At 37.1% G+C, this 26466-nt stretch carries 21 protein-coding genes; 12 read left to right on the forward strand and 9 right to left on the reverse strand.

The features are described from left to right. Window positions 1–158: 158 nt before the first annotated feature. The 3 genes from QWT87_RS01765 to QWT87_RS01775 form a co-directional block, all read right to left on the reverse strand. On the reverse strand, window positions 159–3089 hold the full coding sequence (locus QWT87_RS01765) for a zinc-dependent metalloprotease (protein WP_302713066.1): 2931 nt from the start codon (window positions 3087–3089) through the stop codon (window positions 159–161). A gap of 205 nt (window positions 3090–3294) precedes the next feature. Further along, window positions 3295–3792, reverse strand: coding sequence for a DinB family protein (locus QWT87_RS01770; RefSeq protein ID WP_302713068.1), 498 nt, complete (start codon window positions 3790–3792; stop codon window positions 3295–3297). 33 nt (window positions 3793–3825) lie between these two features. Next, a complete protein-coding gene (locus tag QWT87_RS01775; RefSeq protein ID WP_302713070.1) occupies window positions 3826–4965 on the reverse strand; it encodes an acyl-CoA dehydrogenase family protein in 1140 nt (379 codons plus the stop codon). A 209-nt stretch (window positions 4966–5174) separates the two neighbouring features. Between QWT87_RS01775 and QWT87_RS01780 the strand changes: the two genes are divergently transcribed. Next, complete coding sequence (locus tag QWT87_RS01780; protein ID WP_302713072.1) at window positions 5175–7040, forward strand: endonuclease; 1866 nt, start codon at window positions 5175–5177, stop codon at window positions 7038–7040. A gap of 247 nt (window positions 7041–7287) precedes the next feature. Here QWT87_RS01780 and QWT87_RS01785 read toward each other — a convergent pair whose 3' ends face one another. After that, a complete protein-coding gene (locus QWT87_RS01785) occupies window positions 7288–12027 on the reverse strand; it encodes a lamin tail domain-containing protein (protein WP_302713074.1) in 4740 nt (1579 codons plus the stop codon). A 528-nt stretch (window positions 12028–12555) separates the two neighbouring features. On the opposite strand from QWT87_RS01785, the gene QWT87_RS01790 reads away from it, so the two are divergent. From QWT87_RS01790 to purF, 4 genes are all read left to right on the forward strand, one after another. After that, on the forward strand, window positions 12556–13161 hold the full coding sequence (locus QWT87_RS01790) for a SatD family protein (RefSeq protein WP_076390244.1): 606 nt from the start codon (window positions 12556–12558) through the stop codon (window positions 13159–13161). Between the two features lie 2 nt (window positions 13162–13163). Beyond that, a complete protein-coding gene (locus QWT87_RS01795) occupies window positions 13164–13859 on the forward strand; it encodes a DUF3307 domain-containing protein (RefSeq protein WP_302713078.1) in 696 nt (231 codons plus the stop codon). A gap of 30 nt (window positions 13860–13889) precedes the next feature. Continuing rightward, complete coding sequence (purC, locus tag QWT87_RS01800) at window positions 13890–14609, forward strand: phosphoribosylaminoimidazolesuccinocarboxamide synthase (protein WP_076390242.1); 720 nt, start codon at window positions 13890–13892, stop codon at window positions 14607–14609. A 119-nt stretch (window positions 14610–14728) separates the two neighbouring features. Continuing rightward, window positions 14729–16228, forward strand: coding sequence for an amidophosphoribosyltransferase (purF, locus tag QWT87_RS01805; protein ID WP_116547843.1), 1500 nt, complete (start codon window positions 14729–14731; stop codon window positions 16226–16228). Window positions 16229–16300: 72 nt separating this feature from the next. On the opposite strand, the gene QWT87_RS01810 is transcribed toward purF, so the two are convergent. The 4 genes from QWT87_RS01810 to aroB all read right to left on the reverse strand — a co-directional run bounded on the left by QWT87_RS01810 (window position 16301) and on the right by aroB (window position 19964). Continuing rightward, complete coding sequence (locus tag QWT87_RS01810; RefSeq protein WP_302713082.1) at window positions 16301–16879, reverse strand: porin family protein; 579 nt, start codon at window positions 16877–16879, stop codon at window positions 16301–16303. Window positions 16880–16997: 118 nt separating this feature from the next. After that, window positions 16998–17714, reverse strand: coding sequence for a porin family protein (locus QWT87_RS01815; RefSeq protein WP_302713084.1), 717 nt, complete (start codon window positions 17712–17714; stop codon window positions 16998–17000). Between the two features lie 244 nt (window positions 17715–17958). Beyond that, window positions 17959–18642, reverse strand: a complete 684-nt coding sequence (locus QWT87_RS01820; protein ID WP_087710139.1) for a porin family protein — start codon at window positions 18640–18642, stop codon at window positions 17959–17961. A 269-nt stretch (window positions 18643–18911) separates the two neighbouring features. Continuing rightward, window positions 18912–19964 (reverse strand): 3-dehydroquinate synthase, encoded by a 1053-nt coding sequence (gene aroB, locus QWT87_RS01825; protein ID WP_302713087.1) that lies wholly within the window; start codon window positions 19962–19964, stop codon window positions 18912–18914. Between the two features lie 103 nt (window positions 19965–20067). Here aroB and QWT87_RS01830 point away from each other — a divergent pair, with 103 nt between their 5' ends. Continuing rightward, the gene (locus QWT87_RS01830; RefSeq protein WP_302713089.1) at window positions 20068–21216 is read left to right on the forward strand and encodes a pseudouridine synthase; all 1149 of its coding nucleotides are present in this window, start codon (window positions 20068–20070) and stop codon (window positions 21214–21216) included. 157 nt (window positions 21217–21373) lie between these two features. Here QWT87_RS01830 and pncA read toward each other — a convergent pair whose 3' ends face one another. Then, window positions 21374–21979, reverse strand: coding sequence for a bifunctional nicotinamidase/pyrazinamidase (gene pncA, locus QWT87_RS01835; RefSeq protein WP_256037891.1), 606 nt, complete (start codon window positions 21977–21979; stop codon window positions 21374–21376). A gap of 303 nt (window positions 21980–22282) precedes the next feature. Here pncA and QWT87_RS01840 point away from each other — a divergent pair, with 303 nt between their 5' ends. The 6 genes from QWT87_RS01840 to QWT87_RS01865 all read left to right on the forward strand — a co-directional run bounded on the left by QWT87_RS01840 (window position 22283) and on the right by QWT87_RS01865 (window position 26426). Then, the gene (locus tag QWT87_RS01840; protein WP_302713094.1) at window positions 22283–23425 is read left to right on the forward strand and encodes a DEAD/DEAH box helicase; all 1143 of its coding nucleotides are present in this window, start codon (window positions 22283–22285) and stop codon (window positions 23423–23425) included. A gap of 459 nt (window positions 23426–23884) precedes the next feature. Next, on the forward strand, window positions 23885–24508 hold the full coding sequence (locus tag QWT87_RS01845) for a hypothetical protein (RefSeq protein ID WP_302713096.1): 624 nt from the start codon (window positions 23885–23887) through the stop codon (window positions 24506–24508). Then, window positions 24465–25001, forward strand: coding sequence for a YfiT family bacillithiol transferase (locus QWT87_RS01850; RefSeq protein ID WP_302713098.1), 537 nt, complete (start codon window positions 24465–24467; stop codon window positions 24999–25001). The genes QWT87_RS01845 and QWT87_RS01850 overlap by 44 nt, the downstream gene beginning before the upstream one ends. After that, window positions 24995–25456, forward strand: a complete 462-nt coding sequence (locus tag QWT87_RS01855) for a DUF1569 domain-containing protein (RefSeq protein WP_302713099.1) — start codon at window positions 24995–24997, stop codon at window positions 25454–25456. Before QWT87_RS01850 ends, QWT87_RS01855 begins: the two co-directional genes overlap by 7 nt. Next, complete coding sequence (gene ytxJ, locus QWT87_RS01860; protein WP_302713100.1) at window positions 25453–25830, forward strand: bacillithiol system redox-active protein YtxJ; 378 nt, start codon at window positions 25453–25455, stop codon at window positions 25828–25830. The genes QWT87_RS01855 and ytxJ overlap by 4 nt, the downstream gene beginning before the upstream one ends. Next, a complete protein-coding gene (locus QWT87_RS01865) occupies window positions 25830–26426 on the forward strand; it encodes a Crp/Fnr family transcriptional regulator (RefSeq protein ID WP_076390232.1) in 597 nt (198 codons plus the stop codon). The genes ytxJ and QWT87_RS01865 overlap by 1 nt, the downstream gene beginning before the upstream one ends. Window positions 26427–26466 lie beyond the last annotated feature (40 nt).

A 26466-nucleotide genomic window follows, 5' to 3' on the forward strand; every position in this document is an offset into this window, starting at 1 on the left:
TGAAAATGTTTTTGGGATTTGTGATTAAATGATTTTTAAGAGCTTAATCCTATTTGGAATTTATGCAGGGAGTGGACGTTTTTTATTTGGCGGAATCAAAAAAAAGACTGTCCGTTTCCGGACAGCCTTTTACCTCAAAGTTTAATTGAGTGAAGCAATTAGTTTTTAATGAATCTCTTAGAGACTTCTCCAATCTGGATCATGTAAGCACCTTTAATAAGACCGCTTACATTTACTGCGCCTCTTTCAAGTTTTCCTGAATTGATTAGTTTTCCACCCATATCGAAGATTTTATAGTCTTCGTTCGTTGTATTTGAAATATTTAAAATATCTTTTGCAGGATTCGGATACACTCGGATATCTGTAATCATATCTTTTGTATCTAAAATATTTCCTCTTCCTGATGATACAATATTTAAAGTATAATCTTCTACCTGACCGTACGTATACGTTCCACAAGAAGATGTAGGTACAGAGCTGTACTGCATCATTACTCTCATTCTTGTAGTTCCTACGGTTGCTGTTGAAGGAATCGTGATAGATCCTGTTACCGGACTTGTTGTAGATCCTGTTTTAGACCAAGCCAATTCTCCGCTGTCTGCGAAATCTCCGTCTCTGTTATAATCAATATAAACAGCATAAGCTTCATTATATTTGGTTGATGTCCAAACCGGAGTAATAGAAAGTGAGTAAGCAGAACCTCTTGTTACATTCGTAGAAACTGAAGTGAAGTTTTCATAACCTGCCGTTCCTGTTGAAGTATTGTTAATGCTTCCGAACGTTACGTTTCCTATTCTTTCATCTGCAGTATTGTTCGCTGAAGCAGAACAGTAAGAAACCGCTGTTCCTGCTAAAGTGGTTACAGAAACCGTGTTGCTGGAAACTGAAGCATTTCCTGCTGCGTCTTTAGCTCTAACAGTGAAGCTGTATGTAGTAGAAGGAGATAAACTGGATACCGTATAAGAAGTAGAAGCGGTAGAGCCTATTAATGAAGCGCCCTGATAAACATCATAGCCTGTAACCCCTACGTTATCTGTTGCTCCGGACCATGAAAGATTGGTACTTGTAGAAGTTGTTCCGGAAGCTGCAAGAGTTGGAGCAGTAGGAGCGGTCGTATCGGAAGTTCCGGAACCTGCATTTACCGTAATGTTGGCATTGTTCACATCAAAGAAAATGTGGTTGGAACCTTTTACCATAATTCTTCCTGTTGTTGTAGAAGCGTTAGGGATCGTTACTGCCTGTGTTCCGTCGTTTGGAGTTCCCGCCAATAGAGTAGTCCATGTATTTCCTCCGTCTGTAGACCAAAGAATATCTACGTTGGCTGCATTTACACCATTCGCTGTTGTTCCTGCCACATTCCATGTTACGGTTTGGGAAGTTCCTCCTGTAACTGTTGTTGCGGTATTTTGAGAGCTTACACTGAATGGTCCTGCTGTTCCGTTTACCGTGATCACTGCATCATCCGAGTTATTTCCAGAACCTCCGGCTCTGTTGTCGCGAACTGTAAATCTGAAATTGTACGTTCTTGCTACATTGGATAGTGCTTCAACAGTAATCTCAGATCCTGCTGTTGTGGTAGCTCCTGCCAGAACTGAAGCCATTCTTGGGAAGTATCTTACCGGAGTAGTTTGTGGTGTCCATGATCTGAACGTTGGTCCGGTTGCTTTTGTAGCACTTGCCGCAGAACTTGCTCCGGTTTGTGAAGAGGATGCATTGTCCATTTGTTCCCAGATGTACGTTAAAGAATCTCCGTTTGCATCTGTTCCTGATCCTGTTAACATAAACGGTGTTCCTTTCGGAATGGTATAATCTAAACCTGCATTTGCCGTAGGAATAGAATTTCCTGTACTTGTGCTTGTAGGGCAGGTTTTAGCTTTGATATTATTGGTAATCTGCTGAATGCTGATTGCATGGAAGAAAGCATCAGAATGCGGCTGAATATCCTGAGAAGTAATTCCCGCATATCCCATGATTGTTGATCCTGAACCCGGTTCCATATTGGCTCCCGTTCCTTCGTTATTCATAGAGAAGGTGTGATTTCCGCCGAATTGATGTCCTAATTCGTGTGCTACATAGTCGATATCGAAATTATCTCCTGAAGGAATTGCATCTGCTGGAGAAGTATAACCGCTTCCTTTGGAGCCATTGGTACAAACGCAGCCGATGCATCCTGCATTTCCGCCACCTCCGGAAGCTCCGAATAAGTGACCGACGTCATAATTTGCTTCCCCAATAACCGAAGTTAATGTAGACTGAAGCTGTGAGTTCCAGTTGCTTAAGCTGGAAGCAGGAGAATAAGGGTCTGTAGAAGCATTGGTATAGATTACTGAATCGTTATTTGCGATTAAAACCATTCTCGCTGCAAAATCCTTTTCAAAAACACCGTTTACGCGGGTCATTGTGTTGTTCATTGCCGCTAAAGCATTGGCTTTTGTTCCTCCGAAATACGTTGCGTATTCTCCGGTACAGGAAAGTGCTAACCTGAATGTTCTCAGTTTTGCATCATCGGCATTTGGTCTTGCCACCAGATTGGTTGTGTTTGCAACGCCTTTTTGCGCAACGTCGATTACGGTACATTCGAACTTGCTTAAATCGTCTTTTTTATCAGATTTTTTATAAACAACATAGGTTGAAAGATCTTTTGAATAAGGCTCGATGAAAACCGCTGATTTATCTCCGTAGATTTCCATGGATGACAATCCCAGAGGCGAAACGCTAAAATAAACAGTGGAACCGGAGTCTCCTAATCCTTCACCGATATACGATTTGATGTCTGGATATTTTGCTGCCAGTTGAGGATCGAAGTTAGAGTTTTCTCTTACTTTGAAATTTTCCATTTTTCCCTCAGAATTCGGGAAAGAGATAATAATTTCAGACTTTTCTCCTGCAGCTAGTCTTTTGGGAGCTTTTGCAAGAGCATTTTTTAAACCATTAATATCCAGACTGTAGATTTTCGGATTGTTAATAGTTAATTTGTTTTCAAAAATTTCAGTAGCTGATTTTCCTGACGTTTCAGACCAAAATCGGTCGGTCTGAGCGAATGAAATACCTGATGCAAGCATTCCAATCACCAATAGTTGTTTTCTCATACAAGTTTTCTATTTGATTGTGGAATATCAAAGCTAATAAAAAATATGTTATGAAAAATAAAATTTTTTAAGAAAAATTTAGATAATTCGTTTAAATAATTATGCGATACATTAAATGTCAATATTTGGTGAATTTCTCAAAAAAAGAAAATAGCACCCGCAAAATACGGATGCTATTAAATTATTAATCGGATAATTCTAATTTTTAAAACTGATCATCTGCAGTCGGTCCGTACAGTCCCGGAACTTTATTTCCTGTAGATCTTAAATACACAACCAGTTCTCCGCGGTGATGATACAAATGATTGTACAGAAACGAGCGGATAACCTGAATCTTCGGCATTGGCGGGAAGATGGAATTTCCGTCCATTTCCATTGTCCATTCGTTCGTCATGGTGTTTTCATCCCAACTTTCAATGGCTTTCTGAGCTTTCGCAACATTTTCTTCAAATTTGGCAACAATATTTTCTGCTTTGGAAATATCGCCTTTGTCGTATTGATAGGTTCCCATATCGAATACATCCTGATTGAATGTCGCGTCATACCAATTATAAACTTCGACTACGTGCGAAGCCAGTTCGGCTGTTGTCCAGTTAATTTCAGACGGTTTATAATCCAAAGCACTGTCCGGAATGGCCTGTAAAAGTTTGCGGGTATTTTCTGCTTCATGCAAAAATTCACCTAATAATGCCTGTTTAATCATTTGTGGATGTTTTTGAAATAATTTAGTTAAAATTTATTTTGTAATATCTCTGCCGATAACCAGTCTCTGGATCTCGGAAGTTCCTTCTCCGATGGTGCAAAGTTTAGAATCTCTGTAGAATTTTTCTACCGGGAAATCTTTTGTATATCCGTATCCTCCGAAAATCTGTACTGCATTGTTTGAAATTCTTACGCAGGCTTCAGAAGCATATAATTTTGCCATTGCTCCTTCTTTTGTCATTTTTTGCTTAGCGTTTTTCAACGTTGAAGCTCTTTGGATCAACAGTTCTGCTGCATCAATTTCTGTTGCCATATCCGCCAACATGAAGTTAACTGCCTGAAATTCTGAAATAGATTTTCCGAACTGCTGTCTTTCTTTAGCATACTTTAAAGCTGCTTTGTAAGCTCCTCTTGCTGTTCCTAAACTTAAAGCGGCGATAGAAATTCTTCCTCCGTCAAGGATTTTCATTGCCTGTTTGAAACCTTCACCTACTTCGCCTAATCTGTGAGAATCCGGTACACGAACGTTATCAAAGATTAATTCAGCGGTTTCAGAAGCTCTCATTCCCAGTTTGTTTTCTTTTTTACCGGAAGAAAAACCGGGCATTCCTTTTTCTAAAACGAAAGCGGTAGAATTATTTTTAGCTCCTTTTTCTCCTGTTCTCGTCATTACAACAGCAATATCTCCTGAAATCGCGTGGGTAATGAAGTTTTTTGCCCCGTTAATGATCCATTCGTCTCCATCCTTCACTGCAGTGGTAGACATTCCTCCTGAATCTGAACCTGTATTGTGTTCTGTAAGTCCCCAAGCTCCGATTACTTTACCGGAAGCCAACTGTGGAAGCCATTTGTTTCTCTGCTCTTCGTTTCCGAATTCGTAGATGTGGTTGGTACAAAGTGAATTGTGTGCTGCCACAGAAAGACCGATGGATGGGTCTACCTGAGAAATCTCGTCCAGAATTGTTACATATTCATGATAACCAAGACCTGAACCTCCGTACTGTTCCGGAATAACGATTCCCATGAACCCCATTTCTCCTAACTCATGAAATAAATCTTTAGGGAAAATCTGGCTTTCGTCCCACTCCATAATATTAGGTCTGATATTCTTTTCAGCAAATTCTCTTGCCGTTTCCGCTATCATTTTGATGTTGTCAATAGTCTCTGTATTCATATAGATATCTGTATTTATATAGATAATAGTTAGTTCCCAAAGATAATTAAATTGCCGTAACGCCCAAAAAAATTATTTATGACATAAGGCGGTAACTGCAAAAATCTAGTTTTCAATTTTTTATATTCTTAAAATTAATGATATTTTAATAAAATTTTCCGAACTTTAAGCAGATTAATTTACTATTTTAGCCACCCAATTTTTAAAGCATGAAAAAAATTCTACTGCCTATTATTCTGATTTCATCGTATTTCGCAGCTCAGGCTCCTGCAGGATATTACGACGGAACGACGGGTTTGACGGGTTACGCCTTAAAATCAAAGCTTCATGATATCATTTCGGCGAAAAATATAAACTGGCATTATGGTGATCTTACCAATTATTATAATCAGACAGATTTAGATAAATATTACGATTACGGACCAAGCAATACGACGATTCTGCTTGATATGTATTCTGAAATTCCTACCGGTCCGGATGCTTATGAATATACAACGGCAAATATTATCGGAAGTGCTTCTGCGGAAGGACAGGGCTGGAACCGTGAACATATGATGCCGCAAAGTACTTTTTACAGCAATTATCCGATGTATTCCGATCTGTTTTATGTGGTTCCTACGGATGCAAGAATCAATCAGTTGAGAAGCAATTATCCTTACGGAATTGTAGGTTCTACGATTTATTATACGTTTACCAACAGTTCAAGAATAGGGAATTGTGCGATTCCGGGAATTACTTATACCGGAAGAGTGTATGAGCCAATTAATGAATTTAAAGGAGATGTTGCGAGAAGTCTGCTGTACTTTGCAGTACGGTATGAAGGCAAATTAGGAACGTTTAATTTTAATAATAACGCCAATCCGGCTTCCGATACCAATCCTTTGGACGGAACGGAAGAAAGGGCTTTTGATCCTGCTTATATCGCCATGCTGCTTCAGTGGCATCAGCAAGATCCTGTTTCTCAAAGGGAGATCGACAGAAACAATGCGGTTTATGGGATACAGAAAAACAGGAATCCTTTTATTGATAATCCTTCGTGGGTAAATACGATATGGGGACAGACTCCAGATGCAGTGGTGCCGCAAACTCCCACAAATTTAACAGTAGCGCAAAACAGTGCTTATTTTGCGACACTAAGCTGGACTCCAAGTACGAGTATAGATGTAATCGGATATAAAATTTATCAGAACGGAACGTTGGTAGGCGCAACAAAGAATTCAACGTTCACGGCAGATCATCTTACGCCTTCTACAGCGTATACGTTTACGGTGAAAGCTTATGACAACGGATACTTGCTTTCTCCGGACAGTAATACCGCTTCTGTTACCACTTTAGCTTCAGATGTTTATGCCAAAGATTTAATGGTAACAAAATATCTTGAAGGAACTTCGAATAATAAAGGCATTGAAATCACCAATAAAACAGGACACCCTGTAAATTTAAGCGATTACAGATTGTCCATTCAGTTTAGCAGCGGAACAAATTATTATTTTGTAGATCCTTATGAACTGGAAGGAACTGTTCAGAATAACGAAACTTTTGTGGTATTGAATCCGGATGCCAATTTCTCCTGCTACACGATCAATCAGGCAAAGTTTGTAACGGCGGCTCCACAGATGACGTATTCAGGAAGCCAGTATCTTGAACTGAGATATAAATCTTCAACCGTTGATGCGATTGGAGTTTCGGGGACAAATAATTCTTCGGTTTTGGGGAATGTTTCTTTATACAGAAAATCCAATATTTCTCAGCCGACCACGACATTTACTATTTCGGAATGGGATTCTTACGCAAGCAATTACTGTCAGAGTTTAGGAACCTTGGCAACCGCGGAAGCGATTCTTGCTCAGAATAATGAATTTAAAATTTACCCGAATCCTGTAAACGATCATGTTTTTGTAAGTGGAAAAACAGAAAATATAAAATCAGCACAGATTTTAGATCTTTCAGGGAAAGTGATTTACACTGAACAAAATCCATTTAAGAACAAAAAAGGCATTTCTGTTCAAAATCTATCTACAGGAACCTATTTGTTGAAAATTGATGATAAAATTTATCAGTTTATAAAAAAATAATTGATTGTCCGTTTATTAACCTAAAGCTTCGACAGGCTCAGCTTGACATCGCTAAAAATCAAGCGTTTAGTATTAGAGGTGCCATACTGAGCTTGTCGAAGTGCCTGTTATAAATAATTGATTTTCATATCAGTGCATAGTAATAGGTTGTTTAACGGATATTCAATAAAAATAATGTAATGTTTTAAGCAAAGAAAACAGCCTTCGGTAAAATCTGAAGGCTGTTTTTTTGTTATTTTCAAAAATTCTATTCTTTAATCATTTTAAAAGTCTTGTTTTCTTTTTCTCCCTGAATTCTAATTATATATCCGCCAGAAGAAAGCTCGGAAACATTAATGGTATTTGTTCCTGCTTCTAAAACCTGCGTTTTGATGGTTTGACCGGCTATATTGTAAACAGAAATGGTAGATTTTTCGTTTAAGATTACCAATAGTTTTTCTTTCATTGGATTAGGATAAACTTTAATCTCTTTTAAATTTTCAGCAGAAATGTCATGGGGAGATTTCTTTTGTGAATTTTCTTTCTGAGCGTATAATCTGGAGGCAGGATTTAGAAGAGAATCATCCTTCCAGCTTTCCGGCAGACTGTTGTCCATATCTTCAGAGATCAGTTTAAGATAAGAACCTAAACCGTTTGCCTGAGTTGGCCAGGGAGAATTTACTCCGTAATACACATAATCCATAATATTTCCGGATGCATCTTTAAAGGTAATCGGTTCTCCTGAATTACTAAGGCTTCCACTTGTCCATTGATATTTATTTATTAAATCAAACCCAGAAATGAGAGCCGGATTTTTTGCAAGCATAATGGTTTGGTTTTGTGCTATTTTGAAACCTTGTGGAAATGTATAACTAACTGCATCGGAAATAGTATATCCGGAAACATCGATTTCTGAGCCTCCGGGATTTGAAATTAAAATAAATTCTGCATCACTGTTAGATTGCGGTTTGTAATTGATTCCTGTAATCATGAATTTGCCTTCATTCAATTCTTCAATTTTTATCGTTTTTGAGAATTTTGGTCCCCAGTTACTGGTGGTGAACGGACGGGTTACGACGGCATAAGTTCCTGTTGGTAAATTAAATTCTCCATTGTACAATAATGCCGCGGAAGATATAGTACCGTCATTTCCCATAGGATCTGTTCCGTTTGTTGTATAATAAAGCTGGGTGTTTGCATTGGGATTAACCATTTTAATAGTTTCGGTTGTTTTAATTATTCCGGCGGTAGGAATATCGGCAGCGTTAAGAGTATGCGCCATATTATATTCCATCCATTTCTGTAAACTGAACGAAACCCTTTCCGGAACCTGTGCAATAATTCTTGGTCCGTCTATATTTTTCCACTGGCTGTAAACATTTGAGGTGTATCCCATGTATGCTGCGTCTAATTTATAAAGCCTGTCCAGCTCAATCATCACAGACTGTATTTTCTGCTGTACCCGAAGTACGGATAATGGCGCTACTGAAGCTCCTGCGAAATTTCCGGAGGCAGATCCGATGTATTTCAGAACGGCATCTTTTACTAATGTCTTAAATTCTAAATTCCCTGTTGCAGCATTGGTGTTGGATCCCATAAACTGTCCGAAAATTCCTCCGGGACCGTTTTTGCTTTCATTAAGGATCCATTTATATTTATAATTGCCGCCGCCTCCGGCAAATGATCTTGCAGGCATGGCTGTATCTGCCGAAGAGTAAGTAATTCCTCCGAAGAAAGAGCCGTCTGTATCGTTAATCATGAACTTGGCTTTCATGATGTTCGGATCATTATGGGTAATTGCAACGGCTTCGTTTTCGGTATCGGTAAACATAAACATAATCTGGAATTTGATAAGATCATCAACATCTACAAATTTTTTAAACTCCTGAAATTTTTTGGCAGAAGCTAAATTTCTGATGTTATCCCATATCGCCTGATTTCCATCTCCTGTCTCTACAATTCCGTTGGTAAAATAGCCATCCTGCAGATTCACCTTTGTGTAGTTATCATCATCATCCCCAAAAGTTTCTTCAAGATTATTGGTATTGAAATCATTGCGCATTGTTTTTAAACCACGATATTTACCATTAATGAAAAGATGGATGAAGCGTGTATTCAGGGCGTATTTTCCCATTTCTTTCTGAAGTTCCATAGAAACTTTTTCACTGTACCGCATAAACCCTAAATTGAAAACATTTCTGGAAGCGTTATCCTGCCCTTGTTTTAATTCAATGGTCTGCATTTTTTCCGGAACCTCAAAAGCATCATTAGGATAAGAGTCGAAAAACGGATACTTTGCTTTTTTAACTCCGGAATCAGAATTAAATTTAAATTTTATGTTTGGATTATAAAACCCTAAACTTTCCTGTCCGAATCTTTTCGTCATAGAATTGCTGAAGAAATTTTTTCTTCCGGCGTATACATTATTATCTATATATTCTACGGAAGCCTCCGTCCATGTTGCCGTAGGTTCAGAATTCATTGAAATAGAAACAACAGGCACTTCGCCAATTGCCTGTGCATATTCATCCGCTGTAATATTGGATTTATATATCCATTGGTTATAACCGCCTGAAGTATTTTCATTGGCATAGTTGTTTTTGAGAATATACGTATGTGCAACCACTCCGGAATTATTTCCATTGGCATCATAAGCATAGAATTTCACTACAGAAGTTTTGTTGATTACTATCGGAGCAGTGTACACTGTTCCGATGGTTGCAGAAGGAGTTTTGCCGTCTAAAGTATAACGAACCGTTGTGCCTGTCTGTACAGGAACAGAAAGATCAAAACCTTCTGAATACACACCTCTCTCTTTACTGAAAGTGAGATCCAGCCGTCTTTTTCCGCCATTATTAGATGCTTTGTAGGTGGGTGTTATAAAGTTTACGAATGTTCCGTTTCCGTCTGATATTCTTCCCAAAGACTGGTTGAAAGGAATGGAGGTGAACGGTAAAACATCCTGTTCGATAAGATTTCCATTTACTTTTCTTGACAGATAAAGGGTTTCGCCATCAGAACTGAGCCCGAAATTCAGATGATTGCTTCCTTTTGCGGGATCGCTGTCTGCGATGAATATTCCATATCCTTTTGCCGGAATATAAACGTTTCTTAATTCGCTTAAAGTTCTGTTTCCGTTTTTATCCGAAAGATAAACACCGCTGTTCTGGTTGGCGAAATATACAGGATAATCGTGTGCGTTGTAAAGTTCGATCCAGTCTTCGCTCTGAACCAATGTTCCTTCGGAGGATATTTCATTGATGTAAAGCTGCGTCATGTTGGCGGGATCTGTTTCTATTCCTTCGATTTTTGGTCCTGCATTGTTGTTAAGATATTCTATGACAAGACGAGGCTGATAAGAGAGAGAACCGTTTTTGGAGTACACCGCAGCCCCTCCCGACTCCGATTCTATTTTAAATGCAAGTGAATTTCCGGAACTCCATCCGTTCATTCGGATCTCGTCTATTATATTTCTTAAGTTCGGAGTGCGGTATTTGGTATTGGAAATCCAGGTTCCTGTATTCCAGTCAATAAAAATTGTTGAATAATCTCTTTTCGTAATGTCCTGTAATGCCGAAGTATAGATCTGAGAGTTTGTGTTTTCTGTAAAGATTTTAATTTTTGCATTTGTTGTATTGTTGCCATAAGCATAAAATTCTAAATAAGCATCCTGGATATATGCGCCTGAAGGAATCTGGATGTTTTCGAACCTTAAACCCGTGGTTTGCGGAGTTGTTCCGTATTTTCCGCCAAGTTCAAGAATTCCGCTTCCCAAATCCATATTTCCTGTAGGAAGTATTTGTTCTGCATCATTTTCATTTTTAATAATATAGGTTTTAAATGTTTCCTCTAAAGGAATCGCGCCTACTGCCGGACCAGAACCGTTGTTTTTATATTCTATGACTAATCTGGGCTGGTAAGTTGAACTTGCTTCTTTAGACCACACGGTTGCGTTTCCTTCATTTCCTTCAATTTTAAAAGCAATTGGCTGTCCGGATTGCCATCCGCTAAGCCTTGCTTCATCAATTATTTCTTTAAGATCTGCTGTTTTGTATTTTACATTCGCAACACTCCATGGAACAGTGATCCATTTTACTTTCCGCAAACTGTAGTTTCGTGCAGAAATATGATTTACAGCCGTTGTGTAAGCCGCAGAATTTCCCAGTTCTGTACGGAAGGTAAGTTCGGCGTTATTGGGACTCGTGCCGTAAGAATACAATTCTATGTAGGCATTGGTAATTTCTGCAGCAGGCGGAATCTGAATGTTTTCAAATCTTAAACCTGCAATCTGCGGTGATGTTCCCGATTTTCCGCCGAGTTCCAGCGCGGCTTCTCCAAGATTTACATTTCCGGTTGTAAGAATTTGTTCCGCATCGTTTGTACCGGATGTAATTGTTGCCGAAATGGTAGTGGTATTGGTTGTATAAAGTATAACGAGCTTCGGTCTGTAACCTATACCTCCCGAAAAAGATTTTACTGTAAAATCTCCCTGTGCATTTCCTTTAATTCGAAAAGAGATATTTGCACTGTTAACTGTTCCCGGGAACATTTCGCTGAAAATATTCTTAAGATCCGGCGACTGATATTTCTGATTAACCTGACATCCATTCGTAATCCATTCAACAAAATTGGAGGAATAATTTCGGGATTTTAAATTCAGACCAGTAGAGGAAGTTGTTGAAGCAGGATAGGGAAGTGAGCTGCCTATTTCTCCGGTAATTTTCAATGTTGTAGAATTCGTACTTACTTCATCGCCGTAAAAAATCAGATAAACATTATTTACAACCGCATCAGACGGGAGTGTAATATCGTTAAAATAAAGAAATGTTTCCTGTAGATTGGTACCGTCTTTTCCGGATAGTTCAAGATCCGAACTGTCAAAGCTTACAGTATTGTTTGCCAGTACTTCAGCGTCATTAGATTGGCTGCTTATCTCTGTTTGATACTGGCTTTGCGAAAATACAAAGCAGGAAAAACAAAGCGCCATTAAGAGCATTTTAGTTTTCATGATAGTTGCATTTAAAGGTTAAACTTCATTCGTGTTTTTTTTAAATACATTCTGATAACATTACTAAAATACGTTTTATTTTATTTCTATGATATTTCTAATTGGAATATGTTATTAAATATTTAAATAATTAAGTTAAAAATTTAAATTACTTCAAATTAATCTAATAATAATCCGAAATTCGGTTTGAAACAATATATTCGAAATATTTTTTTTAGTTCTTCACTTTTATCGGAGGCAAATTTATTTTTTTTGAATAAAATCATGACAACAGAACACAAAAGTTACTTTTTGATTTAAAATAATCTTTTTAGTAAAATTATTTTTATTCTTTGAAATCTTATTTCTGTACACATTTTCAGTATGTTTTTACTTTTTTGCTGGTCAATTTCTTAAATTTACTGTTACAGATTCAAAAATGCAGTCAATTATAAGGTATAGATATAAGCAGATTCACTAATAATCATTATCTATAAGTGTTTCTGCTTATATTTTTTATTTATAAGTAATAATGCTTATATTTGCAGAATGATAGCGGTCATTACCGGAGATATTATAAATTCGCAGCACGCGGAAACAGAGGTTTGGATCACCAAGCTTAAAAATCTTCTCGAACATTGGGGAAGCGCTCCCGGTACATGGGAAATCTACAGGGGAGACGAATTTCAGTTCAAATGTAAGATAGATGAAGTATTCTGGCGTTTTCTCGCCATAAAATCCCTTATAAAAAGTCAGGAAAATTTAGACGTAAGAATTGCCATTGGTATTGGTGAAGAAAATTTTTCATCTGAAAAAATCACCGAATCCAACGGAACGGCTTATGTGCATTCCGGAAGACTTCTGAACGATCTGAAAAATGACGGACATACCGTTTCCATTAAAACATCCAACGATTCCGTAGACCGGGACCTTAATATTCTGCTGAAATGGTCTTCTAAGGATTTTGATTCCTGGACGGTTGCCAATGCAGAAATTATTCATGAGATGATTATGAATAAAGACATCACGCAGGAAGATCTTGCGAAAAAGTTTGCCATCTCACAATCTTCTGTAAGCCAGAGACTGAAGCGTGCAAATTATGAACTGATCGTGGAAACCAATCAATATTTCAGAAAAAAAATATCCGAACTGTAAGCATGGTTTTTATTCAGCTCATATTGGCGCATTTATTTGGAGACTTTATTCTTCAGCCAAATTCATGGGTTGCAGAGAAGGAAAGCAAAAAGCTGAAAAGCAGATATTTGTACCTTCATGTTCTCATCCACACCATTCTGAGTTTTATTTTCCTCTGGAATACTCAACTTTGGTGGGTCGCCGTTTTGGTGGGATTCTCCCATTTCATTATTGATGCTGCAAAACTGAGTTTTCAGACCGCAAAATCTAAAAAATCATGGTTCTTTATCGATCAGGCTTTGCATATTGCCGTGATTGCAGGAGTTTCCTTTTATTTCAATGAATTTAATCTTGACTTTTTAAAAAATCAGGAAATTTTAAAAATCATCATGGCAGCTTTGTTTTTAACGACACCGGCTTCCATTTTTATCAAGATATTATTGTCTTCGTGGACTCCGGTTCCCGAAACTCAGAATAACATACAAACCGAATCTTTATCGAGCGCCGGAAAATATATCGGGATTTTAGAACGTTTATTGGTTTTCACCTTTATTGTGGTTAATCATTGGGAAGGCGTAGGTTTTATGGTCGCTGCAAAATCTGTTTTCAGATTCAGTGATCTTGCTCAGGCAAAACAGAGGAAATTAACCGAATACGTTCTCATCGGAACGCTTCTGAGCTTTGGAATGGCAGTTTTAACAGGAATTTTAATTAAGTAATATAAATCTAATAAAAAGTAATTTTAGAAAATGGAAAAGAAAGAAATGTTGTACGAAGGGAAAGCAAAACAGGTTTTTGCAACCGATAATCCTAATGAAGTAGTGGTGCGTTTCAAAGACGATGCTACTGCATTCAATGCTCAGAAAAGAGGATCTGTAGATCTTAAAGGAGAAATGAACAACGCGATCACGACTCTTATTTTTGAATATCTGAATGAAAAAGGGATTAAGACTCATTTCATTAAACAACTGAACGAAAGAGAGCAGTTGGTAAGAAAAGTATCCATCATTCCTTTGGAAATGGTGGTAAGAAACTATTCGGCAGGAAGCATGGCTCAGAGACTGGGAGTGGAAGAAGGAATTAAATCTCCGGTTACCATCTTCGATATCTGCTACAAAAAAGACGAATTGGGAGATCCGCTAATTAACGATCACCACGCAGTATTCTTAGGAGCTGCAACGTATGAGGAGCTTGATGAAATGTATGAATTAACTTCAGACATCAATGAAATCTTAATCGATCTTTTCGATAAAATGAACATCATCTTAGTAGATTTCAAAATTGAATTAGGAAAAACGGCAGACGGTGAAATTATCCTTGCAGACGAAATTTCTCCGGATACGTGCAGACTTTGGGACAAAGATACGATGAAGAAGCTGGATAAAGACAGATTCAGAAGAGATCTTGGTGAAGTTACCGAAGCTTACGTTGAGATCTATAACAGACTGAAAACGGTACTTGCTAAATAATTATCAGGCATAAGCCAGAAGTTGGATGCCGGAAGTTTATCTGAATACGCAATGGTTTTGTTGTGAATTTCAGACTTCGAGCTCCCGGCTTCCGCCATCAAAATTTAGAAAAAATAGAAATGAAAAGTTTAGACATTCATAAAAGTGAATATTTAAAACAATTTGAAACCCAAACCTACGGAAGAAATCTCTTCAGAACACAGGAAGAAGAAAGATTAGACGCTCCAAACGAGGAGTGCGGAATCTTCGGAATGTATTCTGATAATGATCTGGATACGTTTTCTCTTTCACAGTTCGGTCTTTTTGCATTGCAGCACAGAGGTCAGGAAGCTTGTGGTATTTCTGTTCTTAAAAACGGAAAAATTACCAATATGAAAGATGAAGGTCTGGTTTTGGATGTTTATAAAGAGATCAACGATCCTGAAACTTTTATGGGAAATTCTGCGATCGGACACACGCGTTACACGACTGCGGGAGATAAAAAGAAATATAATTTTCAGCCGTTTTTCGCGAAAAACGAATACGACCAGATTATCCTTTCGATTGCACATAACGGTAACTTAACCAATGCCAAAGAACTGAAAACAGAACTGGAAGCGGAAGGAGTTGTGTTCAGAGCAACGTCCGATTCTGAGGTTATTTTAAGATTGATTCAGAAAAACCTTGATCTGGGACTTCGCGGAGCCATTAAAGCAACCATGGAGAAAATTGAAGGTGCTTATTCGGTTGTCGGGATGACGAGAAATAAATTCTTCGCATTCCGTGATTTCAACGGAATCCGTCCTTTGGTTTTGGGAGCAATCAATGAAAATTCTTACGTTGTTGCTTCAGAATCTGTGGCTTTAGATGCAGTAGGAGCGCAGTATGTGCGTGATATTTTACCGGGAGAAATTATTTATACCAATGAAAACGAACCCGGAAAACTTCATTCTTACATGGTAGATGAAGAAAAAGGAAAGCAGAGAATATGTTCTTTTGAATATATTTATTTTGCAAGACCCGATTCTACTTTAGAAAATATTAATGTGTACGAAATCAGGGAAAAATCCGGAGAAAAAATCTGGCATCAGGCTCCTGTGGAAGCAGATGTTGTAATTGGAGTTCCGGATTCCGGAGTTCCGGCTGCCATTGGTTTTTCCAAGGCTTCGGGAATTCCTTTCCGTCCGGTTTTAATTAAAAACAGATACATCGGAAGAAGTTTCATTGTACCGACTCAGGAAATGAGAGAAAGAGTAGTGAACCTGAAACTGAATCCGATTATTTCCGAGATTAAAGATAAAAGAGTCGTGATTATTGATGATTCCATTGTACGTGGAACCACTTCAAAAAGACTCGTTAAAATTCTTAAAGATGCAGGCGTGAAGGAAATTCATTTCAGAAGCGTTTCTCCGCCGATTATCGCTCCTTGTTATCTGGGAATCGATACGCCGTCGAAAGACGATCTGATCTCTGCCAATATGTCTACGGAAGAACTTAGAGATTACTTAGGAGTAGATTCTCTTGAATTCTTAAGCGTTGAAAATCTGAAAGAAATTTTAGGCTCTGCCAATCACTGTTTCGGGTGTTTCACGGAAGAATATCCTGTAGGAAAAGGAGAGGAAGTAGAATTATTCAATTAAAATATTTCCATAAAAAAGAAAATGTCAGACTTAAAAATTTAAGTCTGACATTTTTTATTGTGTTTAAGTTGCTTAGAATTTATACGCTACACCAAACTGGAAAACGCCGTTTCTTACTGCGTCACCTGTATTGTTTTCTGCGATATCCGTAAGTCCTGCAACATATCTTGCCGTAATTCCGAATTTCTGCTCAAAATAATAACCTGCTCCAAGACCTAAACCAAGATCAAAACCTTTGAAAGCCTGATCTACATCTACAGAACCTCCGTCACCTTTTAATTTTTGGCTGATTGCAAAACTGAATTGAGGACCAGCTTCAACATATAAATCCGGAAGAACGTTGTACTGAACCATTACAGGAACTGAAATATAATCCAGATTAAGCTTTACAGAAGAATAGGTTTTGTCTTTAGCACCCATTCCGTTATACAAAACTTCCGGCTGTACGCTGAAAGAACTTGCTACAGGAATGTTTGCAAAGAAACCTCCGTAGAATCCTGCTTTTGCCTTAGAATCGTTATCGTTAATAGAAGATACGTTAAGTCCCGCTTTTACTCCGAATTTTACCGGTGAAGCTGAAGCTGCTGCTTTTTCCTGTGCGAATGATAATGTACCTGCTGTAATCGCAAGTCCTAGAAAAATCTTTTTCATAGTCTATTAATTTTTATGAATGTTTATTATTAAAGTGCTGCAAATTTAATAAAAAGAAAAAGATCAGGCCTCATGATGAAACCTGATCTTTGTTATGAAATCAAAAATTGTTTTTTATTTAAAACTTATAGTTCAGCCCTAACTGAAATGATCTGTTTGTGTTTACATTTTTCTGAGCATCGGTTACTGCATCAGAATTGTTGTAAATGTGGGTAAGACTGTTTACATATCTCGCATTAATGCCCAGATTACGGGTGAAATAATATCCCAGACCGACTCCAAAACCTAAATTGAACTTTTTAATATCGTCTTTGTTAATGCTTTCTGAAGCTGATAAAGTCTGTGTAGTGGTTGTTCCCGCAGTGGTTGTGGCAATAGTCTGTTCACCTTTGTTTTTACCGTCTACAAAATAACTTACTTCCGGACCTGCTTCTACATAAAAATTATCGGTAGGTTTCATCTGAAGCATTACCGGTACGGAAATGTAGTTCAGCGTAGTACTGTAATCCTGCTTTGTTCTTACCGTTGTAGTTCCTGTGGTAACTTCCGAATCGGAAAGTACACTTTTTGCACCCATCTGGTTGTATAAAACTTCCGGCTGTAATGCAAACTTTTCAGATAATGGTACATTTACGAAAACACCTGCATTAAATCCTATTTTCTGGTTTTTGGCTGTAAGTTCCTGTTCGCTGAATTGGGAAGCGGTTGCCGCTCCTTTAATACCAAATCTTACAGGCTCCTTCATTTTCATCGGTGGGGTAGCTGTTGTTTTTACTTCCTGTGCAAACACAAATACTCCTCCTGTTACTGCCATTGCTAGAAATAACTTTTTCATAATTTTACATTTAAATTTTACTACTTTTTTGTTTCCTGAAATTTTCATTCAGGTAACAGTTATTTTACAAAATGCTTGCCAAATAAAGGATTTTTGGATTCTGAAATGTTAATAATTCACAATTTTTAGAGTGAATTATTATGTATTGAATGGTACTTTATTATCCAATCAAAAGGTCAGGCTTCATGACGAAACCTGACCTTTTTATGTATTGAAATCAAAATTGTTTTAGTAAATCAGCTTCTTAGAATTTGTAAGCTAAACCAACCTGGAATGTGTTGTTTCTTGTTGCATCAGAACCGCTTGGTCTGTCTTTAGCAACGTCTGTAACACCCGCAACGTATCTTGCAGTAATACCTAAGTTATCTGTGAAATAATATCCTGCTCCTAAACCAATACCGAAGTTAAATGTGTTCAGGTTGTCTTTATTGATATCATCTGTATAGCTTGCAGAAGAAGTTGTTGTTCCTGAAGCATTGGTTACAGTTGTAGTTCTGTCTCCTTTATTTTTTGCGCTTACCAGGAATCCGAATTCAGGACCTGCTTCAACGTAAAAGTTTGGAACAAAGTTATACTGGAACATTACCGGTACAGCGATGTAATCTAAGTGAGTTGAAAAAGACTCAACGTTTCTAGTTGTTGTACCTAATGCAGTAAATTCGTCAGTGCTTTTTACTTTAGCTCCGTACTGAGAATATAAAACCTCCGGCTGAACACTGAATGAACTTGCTAAAGGAATGTTTGCAAAAACACCTGCGTTAAATCCGATTTTAGATTTTTGATCTTCAAGACTTGCATCTTTAGAAAGAGAAGCTACGTTCATCCCACCTTTGATACCAAATCTTACCGGGCTTGAAGATGAACCCGTGGTCTGAGCGAATGCTAATGAACCAGCTGTAAGTGCTACTCCTAAAATTAACTTTTTCATAACTTTAATTTTTTAATTTTTACTATTTCTAATTTTAAATTTTACTACTGTCAATTTTTTCGTTTGACGGAGAGTATCTTTCAAATTGCTTGCCAAAAAACAGATTATGATAAATGTCATAGAAAAATCCGCCTGTAAAAACAAACGGATTTTATTTTAATATTTTGATTTTCAGAAATTTAATTTTTCAATTAAACATTTGTTTAGAAATAATCTAAATTCTGAATTATGCTGAAAATAAGTTAGATTTTTATCAGAATTTTCAGAAATTAAAGAGAAACATCATTCAGTTTTCTGTAAAAATCTAAAGAAGCCGTGATGTTTTTCAGGCTGCACTGATGATCGAAATTACACGCCCCGATTCCGGTAATCAACGAGAAATTGATCTTGCTGTCCGTATTCTTTTTATCATTCAGCAAAAGATCAAAAATAGCTTCGTCTTTAAAATCGCTGATATCAAGGTAAGGATAGTATTTTTGAATACTTTCGATAATAATCGTAGTGTCTTCTTCAGCAATTAAACCTTCAAGATAAGCAAGATGCGCTTCCGTAATCATTCCCATCGCCACAGCTTCGCCGTGAAGAATAGGATTTCCCTGGCTTAAACATAAACTTTCAACGGCATGACCGATCGTATGACCAAAATTCAGTGTTTTTCTGATGTTTTTCTCGTGAAAATCTTCCTGAACAACATTCTGTTTAATATCCATCGACGTCTGAATATGGGGAATTATGCCTTCAATATCCAGTTTATTAATTTGGGTGAGATTTTCCCAGTGAGATTTATCGGCAATTAATCCGTGTTTCAGCATTTCGGCAAATCCGCTTCTTAATTCTTTGAAGGGAAGAGTTTCAAGAAATTTAGGATAGACAAAGATTTTCTCAGGAAAAGTAAAAGTTCCCACCATATTTTTATAATGCATCAGATCGATCCCTGTTTTTCCCCCGATAGAAGCATCACACATCGATAAAAGCGTCGTCGGAATATTAATAAACTGTATTCCTCTTTTATAAGTAGATGCTACAAAACCGCCCATGTCCGTAATAACGCCGCCGCCAAGATTAATGACAAGAGCTTTTCGGTCTGCCTGCATTTCTGTGAGAATTTCCCAAAGCTGGTTCGCCGTCTGTATATTCTTCATTTCTTCACCGGCTTCAATCTCCAGAATTTCAAAGCCAAGATCCGTTTCCATATTTCCCAAAAGGATAGGAAGACAATATTCATGCGTATTTTCATCAACCAGAATAAAGATTTTGCTGAAAGATTTTTCGTGTAAGAAGTCGTTTAATTGAGAAAAATTATCGTTTAATATTGTTATCATTTTCAGATTTTCTGTAGGGTTAAATGTAAAACTATATTGCAAAGTTATGATTCTTAATTTTTAACTCGTTATTAAATATACTATCTTTGCAGAAATTTTTAGAATGAGCAGAGATAATAATAATTCAGAACGACCAAAGAGACCAAGAATTTCAACCAAGAAAAATTCTGATAATTCTCGTGCTTCCAGATCTGGAAATTCTTCAGAATCAAAACCTTTTAAAAAATCTTTCCCTAAAGCAGGCGAAAGAAATTCAGACTCCAGAAGAAGTACCGGTACCAGTTATCAGGACAGAATGGATAAGAAATTCGGAAAAACGGAACAGCAGCCTTTTATCACCAATTCGGGTGAAGAGAAAAAATCTTTTGGAAAATCTGCCCCGAAAAGAGGCGGAAGCAGACCCAATACTTTTGATACAAGAGATAAATACGAAAGAGGCAGCCTGAAATACGGAAGAAGACCCGGAACAGAAAACAGAGAGGATAAAAATAAATCTTTTGTACAGAAAAGAAGACTGTCTAAAATTGAGAAGGATGTACATAAAGACACCATCCGTCTGAATAAATACATCGCCAATTCCGGAATCTGCAGCAGGAGAGAAGCCGATGAGCTGATTACGCAAGGTCTGGTGGAAGTAAACGGAAAAGTGGTAACAGAAATGGGATATCAGGTTCAGAAAACGGATAAAGTGGTTTTCGACGGACAGAATATTACACCTGAAAAGCCGGTTTATGTTCTTCTTAACAAACCGAAAGGGTATATTTCTACCACAAAAGACGACAAAGCCAGAAAAACAGTAATGGATCTTGTAGCGAACGCTTCTCCGTACAGAGTTTTTCCGGTAGGAAGATTAGACCGTTCTACAACCGGAGTTATTCTTTTAACGAATGACGGTCACATGACGAAGAAATTAACGCACCCGTCTTTTGATGCAAAAAAGATCTATCACGTTACACTGGATAAAAAGCTTACTCACGAAGATATGAAACTCATTGCAGAGGGAATCCGTCTTGATGAAGGAGTTGCTGAGGTAGATCAGATTTCGTTCATCGAAGGAAAACCGAAAAATGAAGTAGGAATCGAAATTCACATCGGGTGGAACCGTGTTATCAGAAGAATTTTCCAGAGATTAGGATATGAAGTGGAAGCCTTAGACCGAGTAATGTTTGCCGGATTAACGAAGAAAAACATCAAAAGAGGACACTGGAGAATCCTTACAGAACAGGAAGTGAATAATCTTAAAATGCTTTAATTTTGAAGTAAATTTTAAGCTAAAATAAAAAGACGTTGAATTTTTTTTCAGCGTCTTTTTTTGCTTTAACATGAATGCCACAAATGGATTTACACGAATATCACAAATATTAAATTGTGTCATTTGTGAGAAAATTAGTGAAATCTGTGTTTAAAAACTACCCCAAAACCGTAACCCCTTTCTGAATCATATCATAAATGGCATCTCTTCCGTTATCCGGCTTTACATTTACGGCACGTGTTCCGTTGAAGTGAAGACAGGTTACATAACCATTGGCTACAGCATCGGTACAGGTATATTTTACGCAGTAATCCATAGCAAGACCTACGATTTCCACCAACTGGATGTCGTGATATTTTAAAAAATCGTCCAGACCTGTCTTCATGAAATGATTATTGTCCTGAAAACCGCTGTAGCTGTCGATTTCTACATTTTTACCCTTTTGTACGATGTGGGTTACTTTCTCTCTGTTAAGATCTTTATGGAATTCTGCCCCGAAAGTTCCCTGAATACAGTGATCGGGCCACATAAACTGCGGAACCCCATTTAAAATAATGCTTTCGCCTACTTTTCTGCCATTATTGCTGGCAAAACTTTTATGATCTGCAGGATGCCAATCCTGAGTAAGTACAATCTGATCGTATTCGTTTTCTTCCATCAGAGCATTGATGTAAGGAATTACTTCATTTGCTCCCGGAACTGCCAAAGCTCCGCCTTCACAAAAATCATTCTGCACATCTACGATTATTAACGCTTTTTTCATATTTAAAATTCTCGAAATTTTTGATAAATCTACGAATTCCTAGCTTCAAAAAATTGTCCAAAACAGAATTATCGGACAAATCGGCATTTTGTTTAATAATTTTTTTGACAGAGGGTTTGATTTAATTTTTGGTAATCGTAAAGTTGCTACCTGTTTTTAACAGTTATGTCGTTTTTAGTGGCAAGAACATCAAAAATTTTCAACTGTTTTTATCGCACATAAATTCTTGCGTGTTTGGGATTGCCAACAAATAAGCGCAAAACCAAATTCTAATAACTTATCTTTGCAAAAATTAAATTTTTTATGTCATTTGAGTCTTTAGGATTATCGCACAATATTATTCGTTCCGTTAAAAAACTGGGGTATCTGAAACCCTTTCCTATACAGGAACAGACTGTTCCCGTTATTTTGCGGGGAAAAGATCTGATGGGAATTGCACAGACCGGTTCCGGAAAGACGGCTTGTTTTGTGATGCCTATTTTAGAAAAACTACAAAACACGGAAGTTAAAAAAGACCGTAATGTTCAGGTTCTCATATTGGTTCCTACCCGTGAACTTGCGATTCAGATTGATGAGGTTTTCAGGGCTTTTACAGACAATTTAAAGCGTGAAATCCGTACTATGGCTGTTTATGGCGGTGTTTCTATCAATCCGCAGATGAAAGGATTATTCGGGGTTGAAGTTCTCATCGCTACGCCTGGTCGTTTATTGGATCTGATCGATCATAACGCGTTGAGCATTTCCGGAATTCAGCATCTTGTGATTGATGAAGCAGATAAAATGTTTCAGTCAGGCTTTGGTGAAGAAATGAATAAGCTTTTCGCAATGATGCCGGTTGCCAGACAGACCATTTTGTTTTCCGCCACTTTGAATGATAAGGTTTCTGAAATGAAAGAACGTTTATCAATTAATCCGACGATTGTTGAGATCAAAAAAGAGGAGGTTGAAATAGACAATATTGAGCAATTGGCTTATCATGTGGCTCCGGAAAATAAAGGGCCGTTTTTACGCTATTTAATCAAAGAAAAAAAGGTGGAGAAAGCTTTGATTTTTGTCTCTTCAACAAGAGCAGCAGATAATCTGGTTGAAAAATTAAAGAAAAACAAAATAAAAGCAGTTGCCATTCACAGTCAGAAATCGCAGGGAGCACGAAGAAATAATCTGGAAGAATTTAAATCGAACGGAGCTCAGATTTTGGTTGCAACAGACCTGATCGGTCGTGGAATCCACATAGAATCTTTACCATGCGTCATTAACTACGAATTGCCGCGTTCGCCTTTGGATTACATTCACAGAATCGGAAGAACAGGACGAGCTCATGAAAAGGGAACGGCGATTACTATTTTAACGGATGACGAATTGCAGCATTTCCGCGTAATCCAAAAGAAAATGGGAAGGAAAGTGACTCTACAGAGAACGGAGGATGTTAATCTGCACGGTTATTAATAAAATACAGGGCTTCAATTTTAAAATTGAGGCTTTTTTTATTTAACCACAAAAGCGAATGACAAAGCTAAGTTCAAGACAATAAAAGTGCTCAAAAGTAAAAGATCAAAGATTTTTAAAAAATGTTGTGCTCATTTCTTCTTACGCTTGTTAACTTTTAATAAAGCACCAAATCTTTTGTCTTATTAATTTGCAACACTGTCATTTTGAGCGCAACGAAGTGAAGCCGAAAGATCCAAAATCACAACGTTTTAAGAGATTCTTCATTGCATAATGCTGCGCAAAATTCCATGCAGAATGACAGAGGCATTTTATTGCAAAAGATAGAATAAGAAGAAAATCAAAGATTTTCATTGGTTAATTCTTTTTCATATTCAGTTTTCTTTAAATTTTAATAAATTTACAAAAACTAATATTGAAAAAAAGTCTGAACAATAATTTCAGACACATCGGCATTTTATGAAAGAATTTACCATTGTTCGCGGATTGTTGGATAACCGGAAAAGATCATTAATTATTGACGATAATTTTATAAAATTTGAAAATAAAGATCAAAACAATGATTTATTTACGATTATTAAAAAAGAAGATATTGCCGGAATTCGCTATGGTATTCATTTTATAAGAGGTTTGAAGTTTTATATTGGAAGAGAATATTTAATTTTTATCCAAAATAAATCGGGAAGGGAACTTAAAATTAATTTCAAACTTTTTTACAGAAGAAAATTAACCGAAAAGCATCAGTTATATTGCGATATTATTGATGAATTGTGGGATAAATTTATTCGCGATATTACAAGTAATTATTATTTAAAATTCCAGAATAATGAAAAATTCAGTGTTTCAGGAATTGAAATTGCTGAAGACAGAATCAGATTTAATAAGACAGAAATTTTGTTTGAAGATCTGGAATTGAAACAATATCGCCATCATTTTATGATTTTCTCAAGAGAAGATCATTATAAAAATAAAATGTTATACTACTTAAAAGATAAAGACGCTGTTATTCTGTTTAGCGTATTAAAAACTATAATTAAAGATGAGCAACTTAGGACAAAAGAAATTTCCGATAGGTCAGTTTAAACAGCCTGAAAATATCTGCGACATAACGCTTGATGAATATATTAAAGTTATTAAAGATTTTCCGGGAAGACTGAAAAATCTGATCGAAGATTTCAGCGACGATCAGCTCGATACCCAATACAGAGAAGGCGGATGGACGGTAAGACAGGTGGTGAATCATCTGGCGGACAGTCATATCAACAGTTTTATGCGCCTGAAACTCGCTCTTACGGAAGAAAACCCTACGATAAGACCTTATGACGAAGCAAAATGGGCAGAACTTCAGGACAGTCTTACGATGCCGGTAAAACCCGCCATGAGAATGCTGAAAGGCACTCACCAGAGATGGACGGCTCTGTTAAAAAGCATGACCAACAAACAGTTTGAAAGAACTTTTCATCATCCGGAACACAATAAAAACTATAATTTGAGAAGTTATCTTGCGTTGTACGCATGGCACTGTAATCATCATTTTGCGCACATCGAAAATCTGAAGAAAGAAAAAGGTTGGTAAAGAAAAGTCTCCATAATCCTGAAGATTTTAAGGAAATTATAAACAGGATATCCTGCCTGAAAGAAAATTCGCCAAAAAAATGGGGAAAAATGAATGTCAGTCAAATGATGAGGCATTGCAGTGATGTACTTTTAGTGCCACAGAAAAAGGTAATACTTCCTTCGATACATAGTGTTTTTCGGTGGATAGGAATTGCCACAAAAATAGAAATGCAAATTTTTAACAACGGAATTCCCCGAAATATGCCGACTTTTCGAAAACTTATTGTTAATTTTGAGTGTGATTTTGATGCAGAAAAAGAAAACCTTCTGAAAACACTCTGCGATTACCGCCATCATTTTGAAAACGGAAATTTACCCCTTCATCACGAACTTTTTGGAAGAATGAAAGAGAAAGACTGGGGATTTTTAGAGTATAAACATCTGGATCATCACTTAAAACAATTTGGGACATGAGTTTTTTTGATAAAATATTTGGCGGAAAAGGAGAGGCAACGGAACAGAAATCGTTCTGGAAAAAGATAGAATCCGAGGAAGATCTTCAGAAAGCCGTTGAAAGTTCTTTTCAGCACAGGATTGCAATATTCAAGCATTCAACAAGTTGCTTCATCAGCAAAACCGTGTTGAGAAATTTTGAAAAAGAAATAGAAAATCTGGATCAGAAAATAGATTTATATTACTTAGATTTGCTGGCTCACAGACCGATTTCCAATAAGATTGCAGAAGATTTGGGAGTAACGCACCAGAGTCCGCAACTTATTGTGATAGAAAACGGAAAAGCCATTAATAACGCTTCACACCAGAGCATATCGGTAGACCAAATTATATAATGACGAATATCAATAATTATTTAGCAAGAGTTTTAAATGTTCCTTTAGAAAAAGTGAATATGTGCAGTCTGCATTATGAAGTAAAAAAAGTGCAGAAAAATCAGTTTCTTTTACAATACGGGGAAGTCTGCAGATATATTTATTTTGTAGAAAAAGGACTTTTGAAAATGTATTCCATCGATAAAAACGGGAAAGAGCATATTATTCAGTTTGCGCCGGAAAGCTGGCTTACTTCAGACCGAAGCAGTCTTTATTTTAATGAAAAATCTGTTTACTATATTGAAGCCGTAGAAGATTCGGAAGTGCTTCTGCTGCATCCGGATTTCATCAACAAACTGATCGGAGAATTCCCCGACAGCCTCGAAAAAAGTGATATTCTTCTTCAGAAACATATTAAAAGTCTTCAGGACAGAATCAATTCCCTTCTTGCTGAAACTGCGGAAGAACGGTATATGAAGTTCATCAAAATGTATCCGGATTTACTTTTGAGGGTTCCACAGTGGATGATCGCCTCTTATCTTGGCATTACTCCGGAAAGTCTGAGCCGCGTTAGAAAAGAACTCGCAAGAAAAAACTTCGTTCCGGACAGCAAATAATCTTTTGAATAAATTTATTTAGACTTAAAATTGGTTTAAG

The sequence above is a fragment of the Chryseobacterium urinae genome, assembly GCF_030518295.1.
In the GTDB taxonomy this organism is placed as follows: Bacteria; Bacteroidota; Bacteroidia; order Flavobacteriales; family Weeksellaceae; genus Chryseobacterium; species Chryseobacterium mucoviscidosis.

What these genes read in the sequence shown, in the direction of transcription:
- QWT87_RS01810 (WP_302713082.1), bottom strand. Translation starts at nt 16,879, where the DNA reads ATGAAAAAGATTTTTCTAGGACTTGCGATTACAGCAGGTACATTATCA.
- QWT87_RS01865 (WP_076390232.1), top strand. Translation starts at nt 25,830, where the DNA reads ATGACGAATATCAATAATTATTTAGCAAGAGTTTTAAATGTTCCTTTA.
- QWT87_RS01785 (WP_302713074.1), bottom strand. Translation starts at nt 12,027, where the DNA reads ATGAAAACTAAAATGCTCTTAATGGCGCTTTGTTTTTCCTGCTTTGTA.
- QWT87_RS01845 (WP_302713096.1), top strand. Translation starts at nt 23,885, where the DNA reads ATGAAAGAATTTACCATTGTTCGCGGATTGTTGGATAACCGGAAAAGA.
- ytxJ (WP_302713100.1), top strand. Translation starts at nt 25,453, where the DNA reads ATGAGTTTTTTTGATAAAATATTTGGCGGAAAAGGAGAGGCAACGGAA.
- QWT87_RS01775 (WP_302713070.1), bottom strand. Translation starts at nt 4,965, where the DNA reads ATGAATACAGAGACTATTGACAACATCAAAATGATAGCGGAAACGGCA.
- QWT87_RS01770 (WP_302713068.1), bottom strand. Translation starts at nt 3,792, where the DNA reads ATGATTAAACAGGCATTATTAGGTGAATTTTTGCATGAAGCAGAAAAT.
- QWT87_RS01820 (WP_087710139.1), bottom strand. Translation starts at nt 18,642, where the DNA reads ATGAAAAAGTTAATTTTAGGAGTAGCACTTACAGCTGGTTCATTAGCA.
- QWT87_RS01795 (WP_302713078.1), top strand. Translation starts at nt 13,164, where the DNA reads ATGGTTTTTATTCAGCTCATATTGGCGCATTTATTTGGAGACTTTATT.
- QWT87_RS01815 (WP_302713084.1), bottom strand. Translation starts at nt 17,714, where the DNA reads ATGAAAAAGTTATTTCTAGCAATGGCAGTAACAGGAGGAGTATTTGTG.
- QWT87_RS01850 (WP_302713098.1), top strand. Translation starts at nt 24,465, where the DNA reads ATGAGCAACTTAGGACAAAAGAAATTTCCGATAGGTCAGTTTAAACAG.
- aroB (WP_302713087.1), bottom strand. Translation starts at nt 19,964, where the DNA reads ATGATAACAATATTAAACGATAATTTTTCTCAATTAAACGACTTCTTA.
- QWT87_RS01780 (WP_302713072.1), top strand. Translation starts at nt 5,175, where the DNA reads ATGAAAAAAATTCTACTGCCTATTATTCTGATTTCATCGTATTTCGCA.
- QWT87_RS01840 (WP_302713094.1), top strand. Translation starts at nt 22,283, where the DNA reads ATGTCATTTGAGTCTTTAGGATTATCGCACAATATTATTCGTTCCGTT.
- QWT87_RS01765 (WP_302713066.1), bottom strand. Translation starts at nt 3,089, where the DNA reads ATGAGAAAACAACTATTGGTGATTGGAATGCTTGCATCAGGTATTTCA.
- purF (WP_116547843.1), top strand. Translation starts at nt 14,729, where the DNA reads ATGAAAAGTTTAGACATTCATAAAAGTGAATATTTAAAACAATTTGAA.
- pncA (WP_256037891.1), bottom strand. Translation starts at nt 21,979, where the DNA reads ATGAAAAAAGCGTTAATAATCGTAGATGTGCAGAATGATTTTTGTGAA.
- purC (WP_076390242.1), top strand. Translation starts at nt 13,890, where the DNA reads ATGGAAAAGAAAGAAATGTTGTACGAAGGGAAAGCAAAACAGGTTTTT.
- QWT87_RS01790 (WP_076390244.1), top strand. Translation starts at nt 12,556, where the DNA reads ATGATAGCGGTCATTACCGGAGATATTATAAATTCGCAGCACGCGGAA.
- QWT87_RS01830 (WP_302713089.1), top strand. Translation starts at nt 20,068, where the DNA reads ATGAGCAGAGATAATAATAATTCAGAACGACCAAAGAGACCAAGAATT.